Origin of the sequence: Crinalium epipsammum PCC 9333 (assembly GCF_000317495.1) — a bacterium.
Lineage (GTDB): Bacteria > Cyanobacteriota > Cyanobacteriia > Cyanobacteriales > PCC-9333 > Crinalium > Crinalium epipsammum.
In genome coordinates this window covers 4,279,529-4,298,178 of sequence record NC_019753.1, presented here as the reverse complement: position 1 = coordinate 4,298,178, position 18,650 = coordinate 4,279,529, and the positions used below count along the sequence as shown (strand labels likewise).

General features: G+C 39.0%; 11 protein-coding genes and 1 pseudogene. 6 read left to right on the top strand and 6 right to left on the bottom strand.

Translation table 11 applies throughout. The features are described from left to right. Nucleotides 1-150 precede the first annotated feature (150 nt). A complete protein-coding gene (locus CRI9333_RS18630; RefSeq protein WP_015204722.1) occupies nucleotides 151-2,922 on the top strand; it encodes a GAF domain-containing protein in 2,772 nt (923 codons plus the stop codon). 3 nt (nucleotides 2,923-2,925) lie between these two features. Next, on the top strand, nucleotides 2,926-4,023 hold the full coding sequence (locus CRI9333_RS18625) for a hybrid sensor histidine kinase/response regulator (protein WP_015204721.1): 1,098 nt from the start codon (nucleotides 2,926-2,928) through the stop codon (nucleotides 4,021-4,023). 195 nt (nucleotides 4,024-4,218) lie between these two features. Here CRI9333_RS18625 and CRI9333_RS18620 read toward each other — a convergent pair whose 3' ends face one another. Both CRI9333_RS18620 and CRI9333_RS18615 read right to left on the bottom strand, forming a co-directional pair. Further along, nucleotides 4,219-5,916, bottom strand: coding sequence for a DUF1565 domain-containing protein (locus tag CRI9333_RS18620; RefSeq protein WP_015204720.1), 1,698 nt, complete (start codon nucleotides 5,914-5,916; stop codon nucleotides 4,219-4,221). Between the two features lie 185 nt (nucleotides 5,917-6,101). Then, nucleotides 6,102-7,646, bottom strand: a complete 1,545-nt coding sequence (locus tag CRI9333_RS18615; RefSeq protein WP_015204719.1) for a DEAD/DEAH box helicase family protein — start codon at nucleotides 7,644-7,646, stop codon at nucleotides 6,102-6,104. A gap of 149 nt (nucleotides 7,647-7,795) precedes the next feature. On the opposite strand from CRI9333_RS18615, the gene CRI9333_RS27885 reads away from it, so the two are divergent. Beyond that, entirely contained in the window at nucleotides 7,796-12,598 is a 4,803-nt protein-coding gene (locus tag CRI9333_RS27885) for a hybrid sensor histidine kinase/response regulator (RefSeq protein ID WP_015204718.1), read from the top strand. A gap of 23 nt (nucleotides 12,599-12,621) precedes the next feature. Next, a pseudogene (locus CRI9333_RS18605) lies at nucleotides 12,622-12,906 on the top strand (four helix bundle protein); the annotation flags it as partial. A 120-nt stretch (nucleotides 12,907-13,026) separates the two neighbouring features. Here CRI9333_RS18605 and CRI9333_RS18600 read toward each other — a convergent pair. Both CRI9333_RS18600 and CRI9333_RS18595 read right to left on the bottom strand, forming a co-directional pair. Next, entirely contained in the window at nucleotides 13,027-13,488 is a 462-nt protein-coding gene (locus tag CRI9333_RS18600; RefSeq protein WP_015204716.1) for a DUF3531 family protein, read from the bottom strand. A 20-nt stretch (nucleotides 13,489-13,508) separates the two neighbouring features. Beyond that, on the bottom strand, nucleotides 13,509-14,492 hold the full coding sequence (locus CRI9333_RS18595) for a Sll0314/Alr1548 family TPR repeat-containing protein (protein ID WP_015204715.1): 984 nt from the start codon (nucleotides 14,490-14,492) through the stop codon (nucleotides 13,509-13,511). Nucleotides 14,493-14,804: 312 nt separating this feature from the next. Between CRI9333_RS18595 and CRI9333_RS18590 the strand changes: the two genes are divergently transcribed. Then, nucleotides 14,805-15,479, top strand: coding sequence for an ABC transporter ATP-binding protein (locus CRI9333_RS18590; RefSeq protein ID WP_015204714.1), 675 nt, complete (start codon nucleotides 14,805-14,807; stop codon nucleotides 15,477-15,479). Nucleotides 15,480-15,654: 175 nt separating this feature from the next. Beyond that, nucleotides 15,655-16,365, top strand: a complete 711-nt coding sequence (gene rsmG, locus CRI9333_RS18585; RefSeq protein ID WP_015204713.1) for a 16S rRNA (guanine(527)-N(7))-methyltransferase RsmG — start codon at nucleotides 15,655-15,657, stop codon at nucleotides 16,363-16,365. Nucleotide 16,366: 1 nt separating this feature from the next. Here the strand turns inward: rsmG and CRI9333_RS18580 are convergent, their stop codons facing one another. Further along, on the bottom strand, nucleotides 16,367-17,548 hold the full coding sequence (locus CRI9333_RS18580) for an aldo/keto reductase (RefSeq protein WP_041226116.1): 1,182 nt from the start codon (nucleotides 17,546-17,548) through the stop codon (nucleotides 16,367-16,369). Between the two features lie 328 nt (nucleotides 17,549-17,876). Beyond that, entirely contained in the window at nucleotides 17,877-18,587 is a 711-nt protein-coding gene (gene rpiA, locus CRI9333_RS18575; protein WP_015204711.1) for a ribose-5-phosphate isomerase RpiA, read from the bottom strand. Nucleotides 18,588-18,650: the final 63 nt, after the last annotated feature.

Here is an 18,650-nt window from a genome sequence, read left to right as displayed (position 1 = left end):
ATTTTTTTAACTTATATGTAATCTATATTACCGTTAAAAATGGCTAGCTTAGGTATAGTTAATTAATCTAGCTATGTTTTTGATTTTTTTTTGACTCATCCCTCAAGATGGATAAAATCAAATTCAATCGCTTTTAATAAAAGAAACCTCATGTCATCTCCAGGCTTTCCAATAGAAGAAGTATTATCAAACGACCTCTTAAAAATTGCCTCTGCAACTGGGGATGAATTATTACAATATCTGGTGCAATTTTTAGTCTCAACCCTAGAGGTAGAATACGCCATTATCGGTGAGCGAGTAGAAAAGCCTAATTCCCATTCCATCAGAACATTAGCTGTCTGTGCAGAAGGTCAAATTGTAGAAAATTTTGAGTACGAGTTAGCTAACAGTATTTGTAAAGAGGTTTTGCAGGGCGGAATATGTATCTACCCAGAAAAAGTTCAACAGCAATTTCCTGAGAATGAATTGTTAAAACAAATGGGGGTGGAAAGTTATTTCGGTATCCACCTACTGGATTCAGCAGGTCAGAGTTTAGGACTAATCTATATTATGGGGCGATCGCCTCTTTCTAACTGCGAAGTTGCAGAACAATACCTGAGACTTTTTGCTACTAGAATATCATCTGTACTACAACGCCGAAAAGCAGAAAAAGAACTAAAGCAACAGTTTGAGCGCACCCAAGAAGCATTACAACGTAATCAACTGCTTGCTCAAATTGCTTTACAAATCCGGCAATCTCTCAATCTCGAAGAAGTTCTCAATACAACCGTTACACAGGTACGAAAATTACTAGGTGCTGACCGAGTGGTAGTTTATCAATTGAAATCTCAACTTAGCGGTACTGTTGTCGCTGAATCTGTCGGCGAAGGTTGGGTATCAGCTTTAGGCAGCTATTTTCAAGATAACTGCTTTCAACGCCAAGTAGGTGAAAAATACCGTCAAGGTTACAAGCGGTCAATTCCTAACATTTACGAAGCTGGATTGGCTAATTGCCATATTAAAGTACTAGAACAATTACAAATTAAAGCTAATTTAATCGTACCAATTGTACTACAAAATAACATTGAATCCGAGCAGCATTATTTGTGGGGTTTATTGATTGTCCATCAGTGTTCTAATTCTCGCCACTGGCAAGAAAATCAATTAAACTTGCTTGACGAATTAGCAGTGCAACTATCAATTGCTATCCAGCAATCTGAACTATATCAGCAAGCGCAGATTCAGTTAGCAGAACGTCAGCGAGTAGAAGTAGCACTACTAAAAGCTAAAAACGAACTAGAAATTAGAGTTACACAAAGGACTATTGAATTAGAGCGTGCTAATCAGCGATTGCAGTACAAAATATTTGAGCGTAAACAGACGGAAGCAGCTTTAAAGCGCCAAAATTTGAAATCACAATTATTTGCTGAAATCACTCTTAAAATTCGTCAGTCTTTGCAACTAGAGGAAATTCTTCAAACCACTGTCACAGAAGTTCAAAAAATTCTTCAGGTTGATCGCGTGTTGATTTACCGCGTTTTATCGGATGGGAGTGGTTGTACTATTACTGAGGCAGTCTTACCTGGATTGCCAGTGCTTGTAGGTATTCCTTTTCCCGAAGAAGTTTTTCCTGTGGAGTATCAAGAATTATATAAGTTGGGAAAGGTACAATCAATTGAGAATGTAGAACAAGCTTACAGTGAGGAAACTCCCTGTTTAGTAGAATTTTTGAGGCAATTTGCTGTCAAAGCAAAACTAATTGTGCCAATTGTGCAAAATCAAAAACTCTGGGGATTATTAATTGCCCACCATTGTTCTAGCACTCGTATTTGGACAGAATTTGAAACTGAGTTGCTAGAGCAATTAGCTAATCAAGTTAGCATCGCTTTGGCACAGGCACAACTATTAGGTGCTTTGCAGGATAATGAACGGCGATTTCGAGCAATTTTTAACTCCTCATTTCAATTTATCTGGTTACTAAAGCCAGATGGTACTCTCTTGGAGGCGAACCAAACAGCCTTGAAATTTATGGGACTGCCTCCAGAATATATGATCAATCAGCCATTTTGGGAGATGCCTTGTTGGAATTTATCTAGAAATAATCAGTCGCAATTGCAGGCTGCAATAGTACAAGCAGAATCAGGAAATTTTACCCGTTACGAAGTTGATGTCATCAGTGCCAACGGTAAGATAGTAACAATTGACTTCTCTATTAAGCCTGTCACAAATGAGGCAGGAGAAGTGGTAATGCTGATTCCAGAAGGTCGCGATATTAGCGACCGTAAACAAGCAGAAGAAGAAATTAAAGCTTCTTTAAAAGAAAAAGAGATATTGCTTAAAGAAATTCACCATCGAGTCAAAAATAATTTGCTAGTTGTTTCTAGCCTACTGGAATTTCAAGCAGAATATATTAATAATCCGGCAATTATCAAAGTATTTGAAGATAGCCAGCATCGAATCTACTCAATGGCATTAATCCATGAAAAATTATATCAATCTAAAAATTTAGAAAAGATTAACTTTGGAGAATATATTCAAAATTTAGTATATAACTTAATTAGCTCTTATAATATCACGGAAGAGCGCATTCAAGTTGAGTTCGATATCGACCCCGTTGAACTGAATATTGAAACAGCTAACCCTGGTGGTTTAATTGTTAACGAATTAGTTTCTAATGCTTTTAAACACGCCTTCCCTGATAATCGAAGCGGTAAACTGCTTTTGAAGTTACACCAAGACAGTAGGAAGAAAATTATTCTGATTATTAAGGATAATGGAATTGGTTTTCCACCTAATGTAGATTTCCGTAATACAGAATCATTAGGATTACAATTAGTATGTACTTTAACTGAACAGTTAGAAGGTGAAATTAACTTAACTAAAGAAGACGGAACTGCTTTTAACTTAACTTTTACTGAACTGCAATATAAAAAAAGAGTTTAATACATGAATGATATCAAAATTTTAATTGTTGAAGATGAGTTACTTATTGCTAGAAGTTTAGATCGTAAGCTCCAAGATTTAGGATATACCGTAGTTGATATTGTTTCTTCGGGAGAAGCGGCAATTCAAAGTGTCGAGCAATTACAGCCTGATTTAATTTTAATGGATATTGTGATTAAAGGGGAATTAGATGGCATTGAAACTGCTGCTATAATCCACGAAAAATCAACAACACCCGTTATATTTGTTACTGCTTATGCTGACGATGATACTTTAGAGAGAGCCGAAAAAACAGGTTCTTATGGTTATATTTTGAAACCATTTAAGGAAAGAGAAATTAACGCTACAATTAAAATAGCACTAGCTAAACATCAGGAACACTTAAAAACTAGCAAGTCCTTATCAATCTTAGAAGCTGTTAATCAAGATAAATCAAGGATACTAGCAAGTGTTTCCCACGATTTACGGAATCCTTTAACTACTATCTTAACATCAACTCATTTACTTAAAGATTACGGGCAGAAATTTTCTCAAGAGAAAAAAGATAAGCATTATGAGCGAATTTCTGGATCAGTAAAGAAGATGAACCAGCTAATAGAAGAGGTGCTGGTTTGGAGTAAGACAGACTTAGGGAAGCTATCATTTAAGCCATCTCGGTTAGATGCGATCGCATTTTGTAAAAATCTGATAGAAGAATTTAAAATAATTGCTACCCCTGAACATACCTTAACTTTATCCACTACGGAGGAAAACATAGAGTTGATTTCAGATGAAAAACTCTTGTTACATATTCTCGGAAACTTACTTTCTAACGCCATTAAGTATTCACCTCAAGGCGGTACTATTAGTTTAGAAATAAGTTGCGATCGCCAGCAAGTAATTTTCCGTATCCAAGATCAAGGAATCGGTATCCCAACAGATTATCAAGCTCAAATGTTTCAACCATTTGAAAGAGCAATAAATGTCGGTTCTATTTCTGGAACAGGGCTAGGATTATGGATTGTTAAACATTCAGTTGATTTACACGGGGGACAAATTTCAGTAGACAGCGTTGTTGGCGTAGGTACAACATTTACTGTCACACTACCATCAGGGATTTAATTTAACAGTAGGGGCGGGTTGACAGACAGCTTATACTCACAGCAATAATATTCATAAACCCGCCCAGACTTTACTATTTTCCCCCCTCTGCTCCCCTGCCCCTCTCCCTAAACAAAATAGGGTAAAGCTTAAGATAAGCCCTACCCTTTCTTGTATTAACATTAACCGTTCTCTAACTTTTACTTAAATTTGCGTTTAACGTTGAGCAGTTAGAGGATTCCTTACCAGATAATCTGAGGGAATAGCACTTGCGCGTCCTGATTTAACCAAAGCTTGGTAGACATAAGCTGCTACTTCAGCGCGGGTAGCTTGTTGGTTAGGATTGAGTTGATTAACAATTGGATAATTAACCACCATTTGTTGCTGAGTAGCACCAGCAACTGCTGTCAGAGCATAGTTAGGAATAGAGTTAGCATCTGAATAAACCGACAGTACACTGGTATTTTCAGAACGTAACTTCAAACCACTAGCTAGAGAAACCAGAACTTGAACTTTAGCAATTGGTTGTTCTGGCAAGAACTTATTACCTGGATAACCTTGTAAAAAGCCACCTTGATAAGCTGTTTGAATCGGAGCAGCAGCCCAAGATTTGCTACTAACATCAGCAAACTTAGTAGCACTTCTTTCTGCTGCGGGAGCAAATGCCTTGTTAATAATTGCGGCAAATTGTGCGCGAGTTACAGGTTGATTGGGGCGGAAAGTACCATCACTAAAACCAGCAATCACACCTTGAGATGCTAAGTTTTGGATATAAGCTTGCGCCCAGTGACCTTGAACATCTTTTAATGTAGTTGAGCCAGAATTATCACCAGCAGGATTACCAGCTATAACCGCACCTACAAAGTCTACCTTACCAAGAATTTGTTTTTGGTTGATATCGTTACCGTAAGCAATCAATGTATTGCTACGAGTAGCATTATTGAGGTCATAGCGTCCGTTATTACGGATGCGATTTTGACCAGGATTTGCTGCTGTCCCTAAGTCAGGTTTAGCACTACTAACTACTACAATGCCATCACGTTGATTACTTTCAATGACATTATTTCGTAATACTGGGGCAGTTGAGTAAGCAGCTACAATACCATCAACGTTTTTAGTGATGCGGTTGTTGGCGATTAAAGGAGATGCTTCTTCACTCAAAGAGATACCAAAACCAGTGTTTTCAAAGACATTATTGCGGATTTCACCTTTAGCAGTGCGACCGATAGTAATACCGTTACCGCTATTTTGAGTAAATTTGTTACCATCAATAATTGCTGCGGATGAACCAGTAACAAAGATACCTTCGCGCTTGTTGTTAACAAAAGTGTTGTTAGTAACAGTGGCGTTGCTTGATTCTAACCACAAACCTGTACCGCGAATAATCGGGTTAGTAATAGTTACACCGCTAATTACAGTATCATTAGAAGCAAGAATTGTGACACTTTGAGTTGCTTCAATACGGCTAACGTAAGATGCACCACCAGTGATATTGATGCCATTACCTTTAGTAGCCTCATTACCTTTCAAAGTTACACCAGCAGGGACAACTAGGGGAAAGATTTCGCCTGTATTAGCTGTGTAAGAACCAGGGGCTAGTTGTACAACTGTACCAGCAGTAGCCATCAGTAGTGCAGAAGTAATGCTGCGTAGTGGTGCAGTTTCGCTAGTACCAGCGTTAGGGCTATCAGTACCAGTAGCGGGGTTTACATATATTACTCTGCTATTTACAGCAGCAGTAGCAGTAACACCATTTGCAGATGCGGTTTGAGTCAATGCGGTTAGTGTCATTGTGCCACCGGAAACTAGCAGCAATGCACTTAATAAGGAGGCGCGGAGAGAAAGTTTTTTGTTGGTAGCAGCAACTTGAGATTGGAGAGAGATAGATGTTTGTGCTTCACCCTGGCGTTTCATAAGCTTTAAACCGTTTGTTTGAACTCTATGCTTTTAGTATTCGGTGAATAGCTTTGAACGTGGGGTGAGAGTTAACCACTTTCTCAAGGTGTCTATTGATTCCTCTGCTAAAGGTCGTATTTTGCGTGAGTGGTGGCTGGTGAGTAGTGGTCAGTTGCAAAATTGGGCTTTACGATTAACAATTATCAATTACCTTCAGGAGTCTCAGAATCATCTTTCCACTTAGTAGAAGGTTCAGCCGCTTTCTTAGTACGCTTAGTACTGCTGCCATAAAGTGGCGTAGGCTTAACAATTTCCAACTGCTGATACTTCTCCTCCTTCTTCTCTTGGCGTTCTTTGCGTCTTGGCGGTTTATTCTCCTTATCTTCTCCTCTCCTTCTTTCCGAAGTCCGTTCCTCGCTAGTATCCTCTGTTACAACCTCATACAGCACAGCACGCTTATTCTGGTCTGTACCTTTACGCAACACTCGCCCTAATCTTTGAATATACTCACGACTAGAACCAGTACCAGATAAAATAATCGCCACACGCGCATCTGGAACATCCACCCCCTCGTTAAGCACATGAGACACTACTAAACATTTATATTCACCCTCTTTGAAGCGCGTCAGGATTTCGTGACGTTCTTTTACTGGGGTTTGATGGGTAATTGCTGGAATGAGTAATTCTTGAGCAATGCGGTAAACTGTGGCGTTATCGGCGGTAAAAATTATTGTCCTTTCTGGATAATGTTGCGTGAGTATATCAGTTAATATTTTTAATTTACTATCTGTTCCTAAAGCGATTTCTCGCGCTTCTCGATGAGCTAACATAGCTCTACGCCCTGCTGGTGAACGGCAACTAGCTTGCACAAATGTTTGCCATCCTTGAAGGCTACCTAGAGAAATATTGGATTGTCTTAAAAATTTATTGCGTTCTTGGATAAGTTGATTGTAGCGATCGCGCTCTTCTATTGATAATTTAACTTTAATCTGCACTATTTTATGCTGTGCTAGGGCAGTACCAGCTAATTCTTCTGGCGTTTTATGATAAACAACTTTACCTAGTAACGTATTTAAGTCATTATGACGATTATCTGAGCGATCCGGTGTTGCAGTTAATCCTAATCTATAAGGTGCGATCGCATATTCTGCAATTACCCGATAAAAATCTGTCGGTAAATGATGGCACTCATCACAGATTAATAAAGCATACAAATTGCCCAAAGCTTCTGCGTGAATTGCCGCACTATCGTATGTTGCCACAAGAATGGGAGTGCGATCGCGCGAACCTCCCCCTAATAAACCCACCTCCACGTCAGGAAATGCTGCCTCCAGATGAGCATACCACTGGTGCATTAAATCCAACGTTGGTACTACAATCAGCGTACTGCGTGGCGTAGACTGCATCGCTAATTGAGCTAAATAAGTCTTACCCGCAGCAGTAGGTAAGACAACAACCCCTTGTCTTGCTGCTAACTTCCAAGCTAATAACGCCTCACTTTGATGGGGATAAGGTTCCATTTCCAAACTAGGTATTAATTCCAGTGGAGAAAATGCCTTAGCTTCATCAATAAAATTAATTTTCTCGGCTTGTAGTGCTTCTACAAGTGGACGATAGTAAATAGCAGGGATACGAAACTTTTCTACGCGATCGTCCCAAGTAGCGTATTCCACCCAAACTTTTCCCCTTGGTGGCGGATGGAAAATCAGAGTGCCGCGATCATAAGATAGTGTGGGGGTACGAGCCATTATATTAAAGCAAACACCCTGTTTATTCTAAGGTAATGGGTGGATGGGGGAAGTGTGCGATCGCATCTATTTTTCGCAAGCCAACAGAGAATATTTAATAAATTATCTCAGCCAAGGATTCTTTTTGGCTAAATCAAGGAGTAGACAAAATGTTAAGAGTAATACGCGATCGCACCAAACCTTACATAGTTACTTTAGGGATAGTCGCCAGCGCCTTGAGCCTAACATTATTACTAAAGCCACTACTTGGAACCACAAATTTACCCCTATTTTATGCTGCCGTATCCGTTAGTGCTTGGTATGGAGGTATGAATGCGGGATTACTAGCAACACTGTTATCTACTATAGCTATTCAATATTTTTTTATTATTCCCTTACATAATTTTGCTATTAATGATTTAACCCATATTGTACGCCTGGGTGTATTTGTATTAGTAACACTACTAATCAGTTCATTAAATTCGGAACTACGGGCAGCTAAACAGCGAATTGAAAAAAGTCTGATCAAGCTCAAAGCTTCCGAGGAACAATATCGCTTAATAGTTGATACAGCTTACGAAGGTATTTGGAAATATAATTCTGACGCAGAAACAGAATTTGTCAACCAGCGTTTAGCTGAAATGTTGGGTTATACCTCAGAAGAAATGCTCGGTCGTAAAGTTTTTGATTTTATAGATAAAGATAAGCGCGAGCAAGTAGAACAAATCCTTCAAAGACGTAAGCAAGGTATTAAAGAGCAATACGACTTTTGTTTTCGTTGTAAAGATAATTCAGAACTATGGGCAATTGTCACCAGTAGTCCAATTATCGATCAAAATGGAGAATCTATCGGTGGCATAGCTATGCTCACCGATGTCACAGAACGCAAGCAAGCAGAATTCGCTTTAAAAGAAAGCGAAGCGCGATTCCGCAGCATAGTTGAATCCGATATGATTGGGATTGCCTTTTGGGAATCAGATGGGTCTATTAAAGATCCAAATGCCGCTTTTTTAAACATAATTGGGTATAGAGAAGCAGATTTTATTGATAAAAAAATTCGCTGGCAGGACTTAACACCAGCAGAATATTTTCATTTAGATGCAATAGCACTGACAGAAATTAAAAATAATAGATTTTGTACGCCATTTGAGAAAGAGTACATTCGTAAAGATGGCAGCCGTGTACCAATTTTGATTGGAGGTTGCAGTTTTAATGGATATACAGACAAAGGTGCATTTTTTGTTTTAGATATTACTAAACGTAGGCTTGCTGAACAAGCTTTGCGCCAAAGCGAATCTCGCCTGAAGCATTTAGTAGACTCCAACCTGATTGGTATTATATTTGCCGACTTTAACGGCAATATAATTGAAGCCAATGATGCTTGGCTGAATATTTTAGGCTATACACGGTCAGAAGTACTTTCAGGAAAAATCAACTTTTTAGAAATTACTCCCCCAGAATATCGCCATTTAGATTTACAAGCGATTGAGGAGATGAAGCGAACTCAGAAACATACTCCTTTTGAGAAAGAATATATCCGTAAAGATGGTAGCCGTATACCTGTATTAGTTGGGACAGCATATATTCCTGGTGATGAGGGTGTTGGAATCGGATTTTTAATTGATCTTAGTGAACGCAAACAAATAGAGAAAGCAATCAATGAAAGTGAAAATAGATTCCGTACTTTAATAGAACAATCACCTTTAAGTATTCAAATCCTTGCTTCTGATGGTCGAACTATCAAAGTTAATCGTGCATGGGAAAAACTTTGGGGAATAAGCATAGACAAAATTCCAGAATACAATATGTTGGAAGATCAGCAATTAGTAGAAAAGGGTATAATGCCCTATATTAAACAAGCATTTGCTGGGGAAGCGGTAGAAATTCCCGCAATCAAGTATGATCCTAATGAAAGTATTCCCGATCGCACAATTAATCAAGACCCGATTCGTTGGGTGAGTGCTGTTGCTTATCCCGTAAAAAATGAAGACGGTAGTATCCGCGAAATAGTGCTAATCCATGAAGATATGACTGCTCGCAAACGGGCAGAAGATGCACTACAGGAAAGAGAAGCTGAACTGACTTTAATTACTAATGCAGTTCCGGTGTTAATTTCCTATATTGATACAGAACAACGCTATCGCTTTAATAATCAAAAATACGAAGAATGGTGGGGAAATTCCCCTACAGAAATATATGGCAAGCACATTCAAGAAGTTTTAGGTGTCGCAGCTTATGAAAGAGTTTTTCCTTATATTAAAACAGTATTGTCAGGACAACAAGTAAGTTTTGAAAGCGAAATATATTATCATAAAATGGGAAAACGTTACGTTAGTATTACTTACGTTCCCCAATTTGGACATAACAAAGAAGTTAAAGGTTTTGTTGCCTTAATTAGTGATCTCACAGAGCGTAAACAAGCTGAAGACGCAATTAGGGAAAGCGAGGAACGCTTTCGGATCATGGCAGATACTGCGCCAGTATTGATTTGGATGTCTGGCTTAGACAAACTTTGTTATTACTTTAATCAACGCTGGCTTGACTTTACAGGCAGGACATTGGAAGAAGAGTTGGGTAATGGTTGGGCTGAAATAGTTCATCCAGAGGACTTGCAACGCTATTTAGATATCTATACAAATTCCTTTGATGCCCACCAAGAATTTCAAATGGAATATCGCCTCAAACGTTTTGATGGAGAATATCGTTGGGTTTTAAATAAAGGTATTCCTAGATTTTTACCAGATGGTACATTTATCGGTTATATCGGTTCCTGTGCAGATATTAGCGACGTTTACAACGAGCTTCGCTTACGCAAACTTGCAGAAGCAGAACTGCAAGCAACTAACCAAACTCTTCAGGCACTAATTAAAGCCTGCCCACTCGCAATTACAGTATTCGATTTTAATGGCATTGTAAAACTTTGGAACCCTGCTGCTGAAACTATCTTCGGTTGGAGCGAACAAGAAGCCATAGGTCAATTTATTCCTCCAGTTCCTGAACACAAACAACAGGAATTTATCGCTAACCTGGATGCTATTAAGCAAGGTCAACAATTTATCGGTTTAGAAGCACGTCGCCAAACTAAAAGCGGTGTAATGATTGATGTTGCTTTGTGGGCAGCACTGCTACAAGATCACCAAGGTAATCTCAACTGTATATCAATTATTGCTGATATTACTAAGCGTAAGCAGTTAGAGGCAGAACGTACAAAGCTGTTAGAACTTGAGCAAGCAGCCCGAATTGTTGCTGTTAACGAAGCCGCCCGAAGCGCCGCCGCACAGCAGCGAGTAGCCTTTTTAGCCGAAGCGAGTAGAGTGCTGTCAAGCTCTCTGGATTACAAAACTATACTATCGAGTATTGCTGATTTAGTTGTGCCAGGTATAGCGGATTTTTGCTTTTTTGATGCTGTAACACCGGAGAATAAAATTGAGCGCGTAGTGTGGCGACACGCCGATCCAAATAAGAAAGAATGGTTTAATCAGGTGCAGTACTATGTCCCAACCCACGATGTTAAAGCTCACCCCGTGACTTCAGTTTTATTAACAGGAAAAGCCCAATTTATTCCAGAAGTTTCTGATGAGTGGTTCCAGAAAATTGCGATTAATTCCGAGCATTTGCAGTTTTTGCGTGGTTTAAACTCTCGCTCATTAATTACAGTCCCAATAATAGCCCACGATCGCATCCTGGGAACTTTAACTTTTTGTGTAACACCTGGATTTGAGCGCAGTTATACCCACGATGATTTACTGTTAGCTGATGATTTAGCTCATCGTGCAGCTTTAGCCTTGGATAACGCTAGTTTGTATACCGAAGCGCAACAAGCAAACCGCATGAAAGACGAGTTTCTTGCCACATTGTCCCATGAACTGCGTACCCCTCTTAATGCTATGGTGGGGTGGATTCAGCTATTACGCACCCGCACATTTGATCCTCAAACATCAGCGCGGGCGCTGGAAACAATTGATCGTAATACTAAATCTTTGGCTCAACTAATTGAGGATGTTTTAGACGTTTCTCGAATTATTACAGGTAAACTACAGCTTAAGACTCATCCGATTGAAATTGTACCTGTAATTGAAGCAGCAATTGAAACAGTACAAGCTGCTGCTAACGCTAAATATATTAAGATTGAATGCTTATTAAATTCAACAGAAAAAGTTTTAGGAGATCCCAACCGTTTGCAGCAGGTAGCGTGGAATTTGCTTTCCAATGCTGTTAAATTCACCCCTCAAAACGGACGAGTTGAAGTAAGACTAGAACAAATTAATAATCATGTGCATATTAAAGTTATAGACACAGGAAGAGGTATTAAGAGCGAGTTTTTACCTTATGTATTTGAGCGTTTTCGTCAAGCTGATAATTCAATTACTAGGTCGTATGGCGGGTTAGGTTTAGGGTTAGCAATTGTACGCCATTTAGTTGAATTACATGGGGGAACAGTTCATGTTGAGAGTGAAGGCGAGGGAAAGGGAGCTACATTTGTAGTTATATTACCTGCGATCGCACACAACCACAATCAAGTAAAACCAGAAACTAGCACATACAATCAAAATATAGATTTATCTCCACCTCCTGACAGCGTTTCCTCCTCACTTCTCTCTGGTTTACACATCCTAGTAGTAGATGATGAACCTGATGCCAGAGAGTTATTAATTGCTATTCTGGGAGATTATGGCGCAGAAGTCACAGCAGTTAGTTCCGCACGCGAGGCATTTGAACTACTCCAAAAATTGCAGCCAAATGTCTTAGTAAGTGATATTGGTATGCCAGGAGAAGACGGTTACACCTTAATTCGCAAAATTCGAGCGTTGCATCCAGAACAGGGAGGCAAAATTCCGGCTATAGCTTTAACAGCTTATGCTAGAACTGAAGACCGTAATCAAGCTATTTTAGCAGGTTTCCAGCTACACATTTCTAAGCCTGTTAATCCTACTGAATTAGCTACTATGGTTGCCAATCTCTTGATCAATTAACAATTATCAATTAACAATTAACAATGAATAGCCAATCTGAGAATGCTGCTTATGATAAAGCATATAAGTTTGCGATTAGGGTTGTTAAGGCTTATCAATATTTAACTAATGAAAAAAAGGAGTTTGTTTTATCAAAACAGCTACTTAAAAGTGGTACATCAATAGGGGCAAATATTGCTGAAGCTAATGGAGCTATATCAGTAGCTGACTTTTCCAGTAAAATGTCTATTGCTTATAAAGAATGCTTGGAAACAAAATACTGGCTTTCTCTTCTCAAAGATACTAATTACATTAATCAAAATGCTTTTTAAAGCGTCTACAAAGACGCTGACGAAATCAGCAAAATATTGTTTTCAATCCTCAAGACAACCCGCATCAAAAACAACTCTTCTGATAATTGTTAATTGTTAATTGTTAATTGTTAATTGTTAATTGTCAAATTCTTGTTCATAGAAAGCAGCCTGACGGCGACTTGGATCTATTTGCCAATCTTCATTATCACCACCAATAACTAATTGCTTAATATCAACATATTCTTTACTCAATTGTTTGAGGGCATTGATTAAGATATCAAGCGCGATCGCATCACTGGTTCCTAAATCAAACCAGCAGCGACCCCAGTTTCTTTCATACTCAAAATCTGCCATATTGTGCATCAACGCCGACAAGCTATTATCAGCCGCCTCTGTGTCATAGTCCATATAACTCAGTTCCATTCCCACTTCTTGAACTTGGATATTTTCAGCATTAAATGCCCCCAGCTTTCCTAGAAAAAACCAGGAATTAAAAACTTCTTCAATATATTCCTTCTCTCTATGAGAAGGAACACTATTGAACTCAATCCAAATCCACAAATCAAAAGAGTTATATTCGCGAAACTGTACGTGCATCGGACTCAACACCTAAATTGCTAATTGTTAATTGTTAATTGCGGTAATTTAGCTGGTCCCCATTTACCAGATCCATTATCAATCTGTTGTTTGTAAGCATAGCAGTCACGCTGTTTAATATCAATCAGCATTTGAGTCTGGCAGTGTTCATAAAATATTTGTGAAACAATCCATTTTGGTAGTTGATTGGATTTACTCAAAGCCGTTTTAAAATTATTATTAGCTTCTTTGAACAAAGCAGAATTTTTTTGAGTATTTCCTTGAAAGGCTAAAATTTGGGCTTTTAAGTAAAATAACTCTGGATTTTTAGGTGCTTGTTGCAATGCCTTATTAACATACTCAAGTGCCTTATTATACTGCTTTAAATCCCGATAACCAACAGCAATACCCCGATTAGCTAAATACCCTGGGCTAGCATATTTTTCTAAACTTTCAATTCCTTGACTAGGATCAGAAAACGGCAAATTTACCGACAAAATCAAATCCATATATCCCTTAAGTAAGTTTACTTCTGGATCATTAGGAGCAATTTTTTTAGCTTCATCCAAATACTGAAAAACTTGCTGTAGTTTTGTTAAAGCCGCCAAAGAGTTATCTTGCTTAAAGCTGTAAGTACCTTCTAAAAAATAACCAACCGCCGTATAAAGATTCCCACGCACAGGATCATTACGGTTGATCTGTTGCGCTAATTGCATCGTTTTGGTGGAGTAAAATTTAAATGCGTTCCAGTCTTGATCTTTAAAAGCAAAAGATGCTTGGATAGCATAAGCTAAAGGCTCATTTTTGTCAGTAGATTCAGCCAGTTTGAGATAACGTCTAGCTTCAGGATAGTTACCTTCCTTAAACAGTGCTTTAAAAGCAGCTTCTGTATTGTCTCCAATATTGCGAGTATTAGTAGTACGAAATATATCTTTGGCAAAAATTGGAGTTACCCAAAGGCTAAGTGCAGTAAATGTTGCGATCGCAGAAACCACCCGCACAGGAGCAGACAACCAATTTTTCATGTTTATCCTCAAAAAAATTTTGTCTTATTATTCCCATTTCCCTTATCAGTTCGCGCATCAGATAATTGCTGACATGGGTAGAGATACAATTAGGCGCTTATCAGTTGGACGCTGTTACTATTTGCTAGTTCCAGCTTAAGCCTTCAGTCACTAGCCTTTATTATAGAAGAAGTAGAGGCAAGGAATATTTACTTACTTTTTGAAAAGAAGATTACCTCAAATTTTTTCCTCATACCATCGTATACAATTGGTAATCTGAGAGTTAGAAGCGAGAATTGGCGATCGCATCATAATTAATCATATCCGTACTTAATGCTCTATCTCAAAAACCTGATTTACCACCCCCCAGCTACCCCAACAGCTATCCTCAAATCTATCAACCTCGAACTTGCCCCCCAGCAATTAGGGCTGGTTATCGGTCCCAGTGGGTCTGGGAAAAGCACATTCTTAGAGATCATGGCTGGACTGGCAGAAAAAACATCTGGCGGTCTCTTGTGGCGAGACCAAGAACTTACACCAGATCACCTACAACAACTCTGTGGCTTAGTATTTCAGTTTCCAGAACGACATTTTTGTGGCAACACAATTTTAGAAGAACTAAGACTAGGACACCCAGAATTAGGCTCAACGCGCATAAAAGAAGCACTCGAAGAAGTAGGACTCGCCCATCTCTCCCTCCAAACCTCCCCGCAATCCCTTAGTGGCGGTCAACAACGGCGACTTGCCTTAGCAGTACAGTTAATTCGACAACCCCATATTCTACTATTAGACGAACCAACAGCAGGGCTAGATTGGTCAATGAGACGGCAACTGGTGAATCTGTTAGCGAAACTCAAAACCCATTGGACACTTTTAGTAGTGACTCACGATGCCAGTGATTTATTGCCAATTGCCGATTGCGGCTGGACAATCAATCATGGTGAAATGCAATCAGTTGATCCAAAATCGCTTGTTAAAGATAATCAAACCCAAGCCGTTACTCCATAAAATGACCAGTGAAAAACTAAATCATAGTTAATCTTAAAAAGAAAAACTTGTCCAACAAACAATTAACCTTAAAACAACATCTGCGTTTATCTGCGTTTATCTGCGGTAAAAAATCCTAATTCCATATAACCCCAAAGTGAATACAATTACAGAATCCCAAAACTCCATCCCTGAGATGTTAGAAATTTGGCAGGAAACCTTAAATTGGCAACCAAATCAAATTCAACAACAGCAATTTCAGCAGCTTTACGAACTAATATTAGTCGCCAACCAACATCTCAACCTAACGCGCATTACCACACCAGAAGACTTTTGGGAAAAGCACTTATGGGATTCATTAAAAGGAATTGCTCAATTACTTAATACTTCCACCACATCACCATTACGTGCGATTGATATTGGTACAGGAGGAGGTTTCCCAGGAATACCAGTTGCGATCGCACTCTTAAACTGTCACGTTACCCTACTAGATTCTACCCGTAAAAAAATTGCTTTTATTGAAACTATTCTCCCGCAATTAAGTTTAAATAATCTCACCACATTAACTGGTAGAGCAGAAGAAATCGGGCAACAAACACAGCATCGCCAAGCTTACGACTTAGCTTTAATTCGAGCCGTTGCCCCAGCATCCGTTTGTGCAGAATATGCCTTACCTTTACTTAAAGAAAATGGTTTAGCAATTCTATATCGTGGGCAATGGACTGAAGAAGAAACAGAAACTCTAGAAAAAGCAGTTAAAGAATTAGGTGGTGTAATTGAATCAATAGAGACATTTACCACACCAATCAGTAATAGTCAACGTACTTGTTTGTACTTAAAGAAAATAGCAACAACCCCTGCTAATTTTCCCCGTCCTGTGGGCATACCTACTCAAAAACCACTGTAGTTCAATTTTTTGATAACCGTTGAACTGATTCACCAGCCAACATTTGATGAGCCTCATCTAGAAAACCTGGTATCTTATCTGCATGAAGACTATTAGCTAAACATTCACTTAAATCTAATTCCTTTACCTGTTCCGCCTTATTACCTGGGAACCAGTGACTAGCATTACCCAACAGGTTATAGCGTATCTTGGCATAATCAATCATGTGATATGCGATCGCCAAATTCCTCAACCACAAAATCACAGGTATATTCACACCACCAGGCGTTTCTTCATAAGTTGGCAAACCAAGATGCCAAGTTTTTACCCACTCTTCCCCCAACTCCTTATAAGCTTCCTCTTCTAAACGCTGCAAAATTGGCGGTAAAATCTCATCAGCACCATCTAATAATTCTAACGTCTTCAAATGTTCATCAAAATCTTGCGGTTTAGCAGCACCAAGACTTAAAGTATGTACCTGGGGATGACTCAAACAAAACAAATCATTAAACACCATAGGGCTAAGTGGATGGCAAAGTTTAACTAACTTTGGCGTTGGTTTATATAACAGTCCCCCCTTATCTGAAGGACTAATAATAAATACCCCCATATCGTGGCGCGTCGCCGCTTCTATAGCCGCCCAATTAAATTGATTAATGTAATACCAATGTAGATTAACATAATCAAATTTATTAGTTGCGATCGCCTGCACAATTAAATCTGTAGCACCATGAGTTGAAAAGCCAATAAACCTAACCTTTCCCTCAGCTTGCAGCTTTTGTGCAACTTCTAAACATCCACCATCACGGATACTATAATCCAGCGTTTCAGCATTATTAATTCCATGCAGCCCTAGTAAATCAACATAATCTAACTGCAAAAACGCCAAAGACTTCTCAAAATCACGCCTAAACTCTTCTGGATCAGCTTTTATGCCGACTTTAGTTTGAATAATCAGCTTTTCTCGTGGCAAAGTTGGCAAAATTTTACCCAACTGCATTTCTGATGTACCATAACCACGAGCAGTTTCTATATGATTAATCCCAACTTCTAACGCTCGATAAATAGTAGCTTCTAAATTATGCTGATTATCTAAAGGAATTTCTGATCCTGCTACATCTTGCCACTTATACTGATATCTCATACCACCGCAAGAAAAAACAGGCATCTGTAATTCTGTGCGTCCAAATCGTCGATACTGCATCATAACAATTAACAATTAACAATTAACAAAAATGGCTCTTCCCTATTTATGGTAATCATAAAATCTTTTCTAACTGTAGGGTGTGTTAGGCACGGGTGATAAATTGAAAATTTCACCCAATAATTCTATTTACGTGCCTAACGCACCATCAATCGTGCTTTGTAACACAATTAACTTTTTACAGAATTAACCCGAAATAGGCGCATCCTACTCCCTTCCCACTAAAAGATTACCGATTGTATTCTTGCTCTTCCTTGGCGGACTTTGCGTCTTGGCGGTTATAAAAATAGGTATTCTTTAAGCGGGAAGGGAGTAAATTATAAACTTTCTAAAACTCCCGTACACTAGGTTGACCATCCTTAACCTCACCCACTAGCACAATATCAGTAACCCCCACAAACAAACCATTCTCAAGCACACCAGGAATATTATTGAGAGTCTTTTCCAACTCAGCAGGATGATCAATTGAATCGAACTTCACATCAATTACCATATTGCCTTGGTCAGTAATCACAGGTCCCGCTTTTTTCACACCCATCCTTAATTCTGGCTTACCGCCCAACTTTTCAATCGCCCGCATTACAGGAGTCATCGCCATTGGTATTACTTCCACAGGCAACAAGAAAGTTGAACCTAGCTTATCAACTAACTTAGAACTATCGACCACTACAATAAACAAATCAGCAAGCGCGTCTACTACTTTCTCGCGGGTATGAGCCGCACCACCGCCTTTAATCAAATTCTTTTGAGGATCAACCTCATCAGCGCCATCGATCGCAATATCAATATGGTCAACTTCATCCAAAGTAGTTAAAGGAATACCATACTGTTTAGCCAGTACTGATGCCTGAAATGATGTTGGAATACCCAAAATATCTTTAAGTTCACCTGACTTAATGCGCTGTCCCAAATACTCGATCGCATACGCCGTCGTTGAACCCGTACCTAGCCCCACAATAGCACCAGACTGTACACGAGCAGCAGCAGCCTTACCAACTTCCTGCTTCATCACCTTAATTGGGTCTTGTTCTGCGGTCATGCCAAAAACTCCTTTTAATCCAAACTCAGCTTACCAGCAGACCTACAGGACTTATACAGTTAA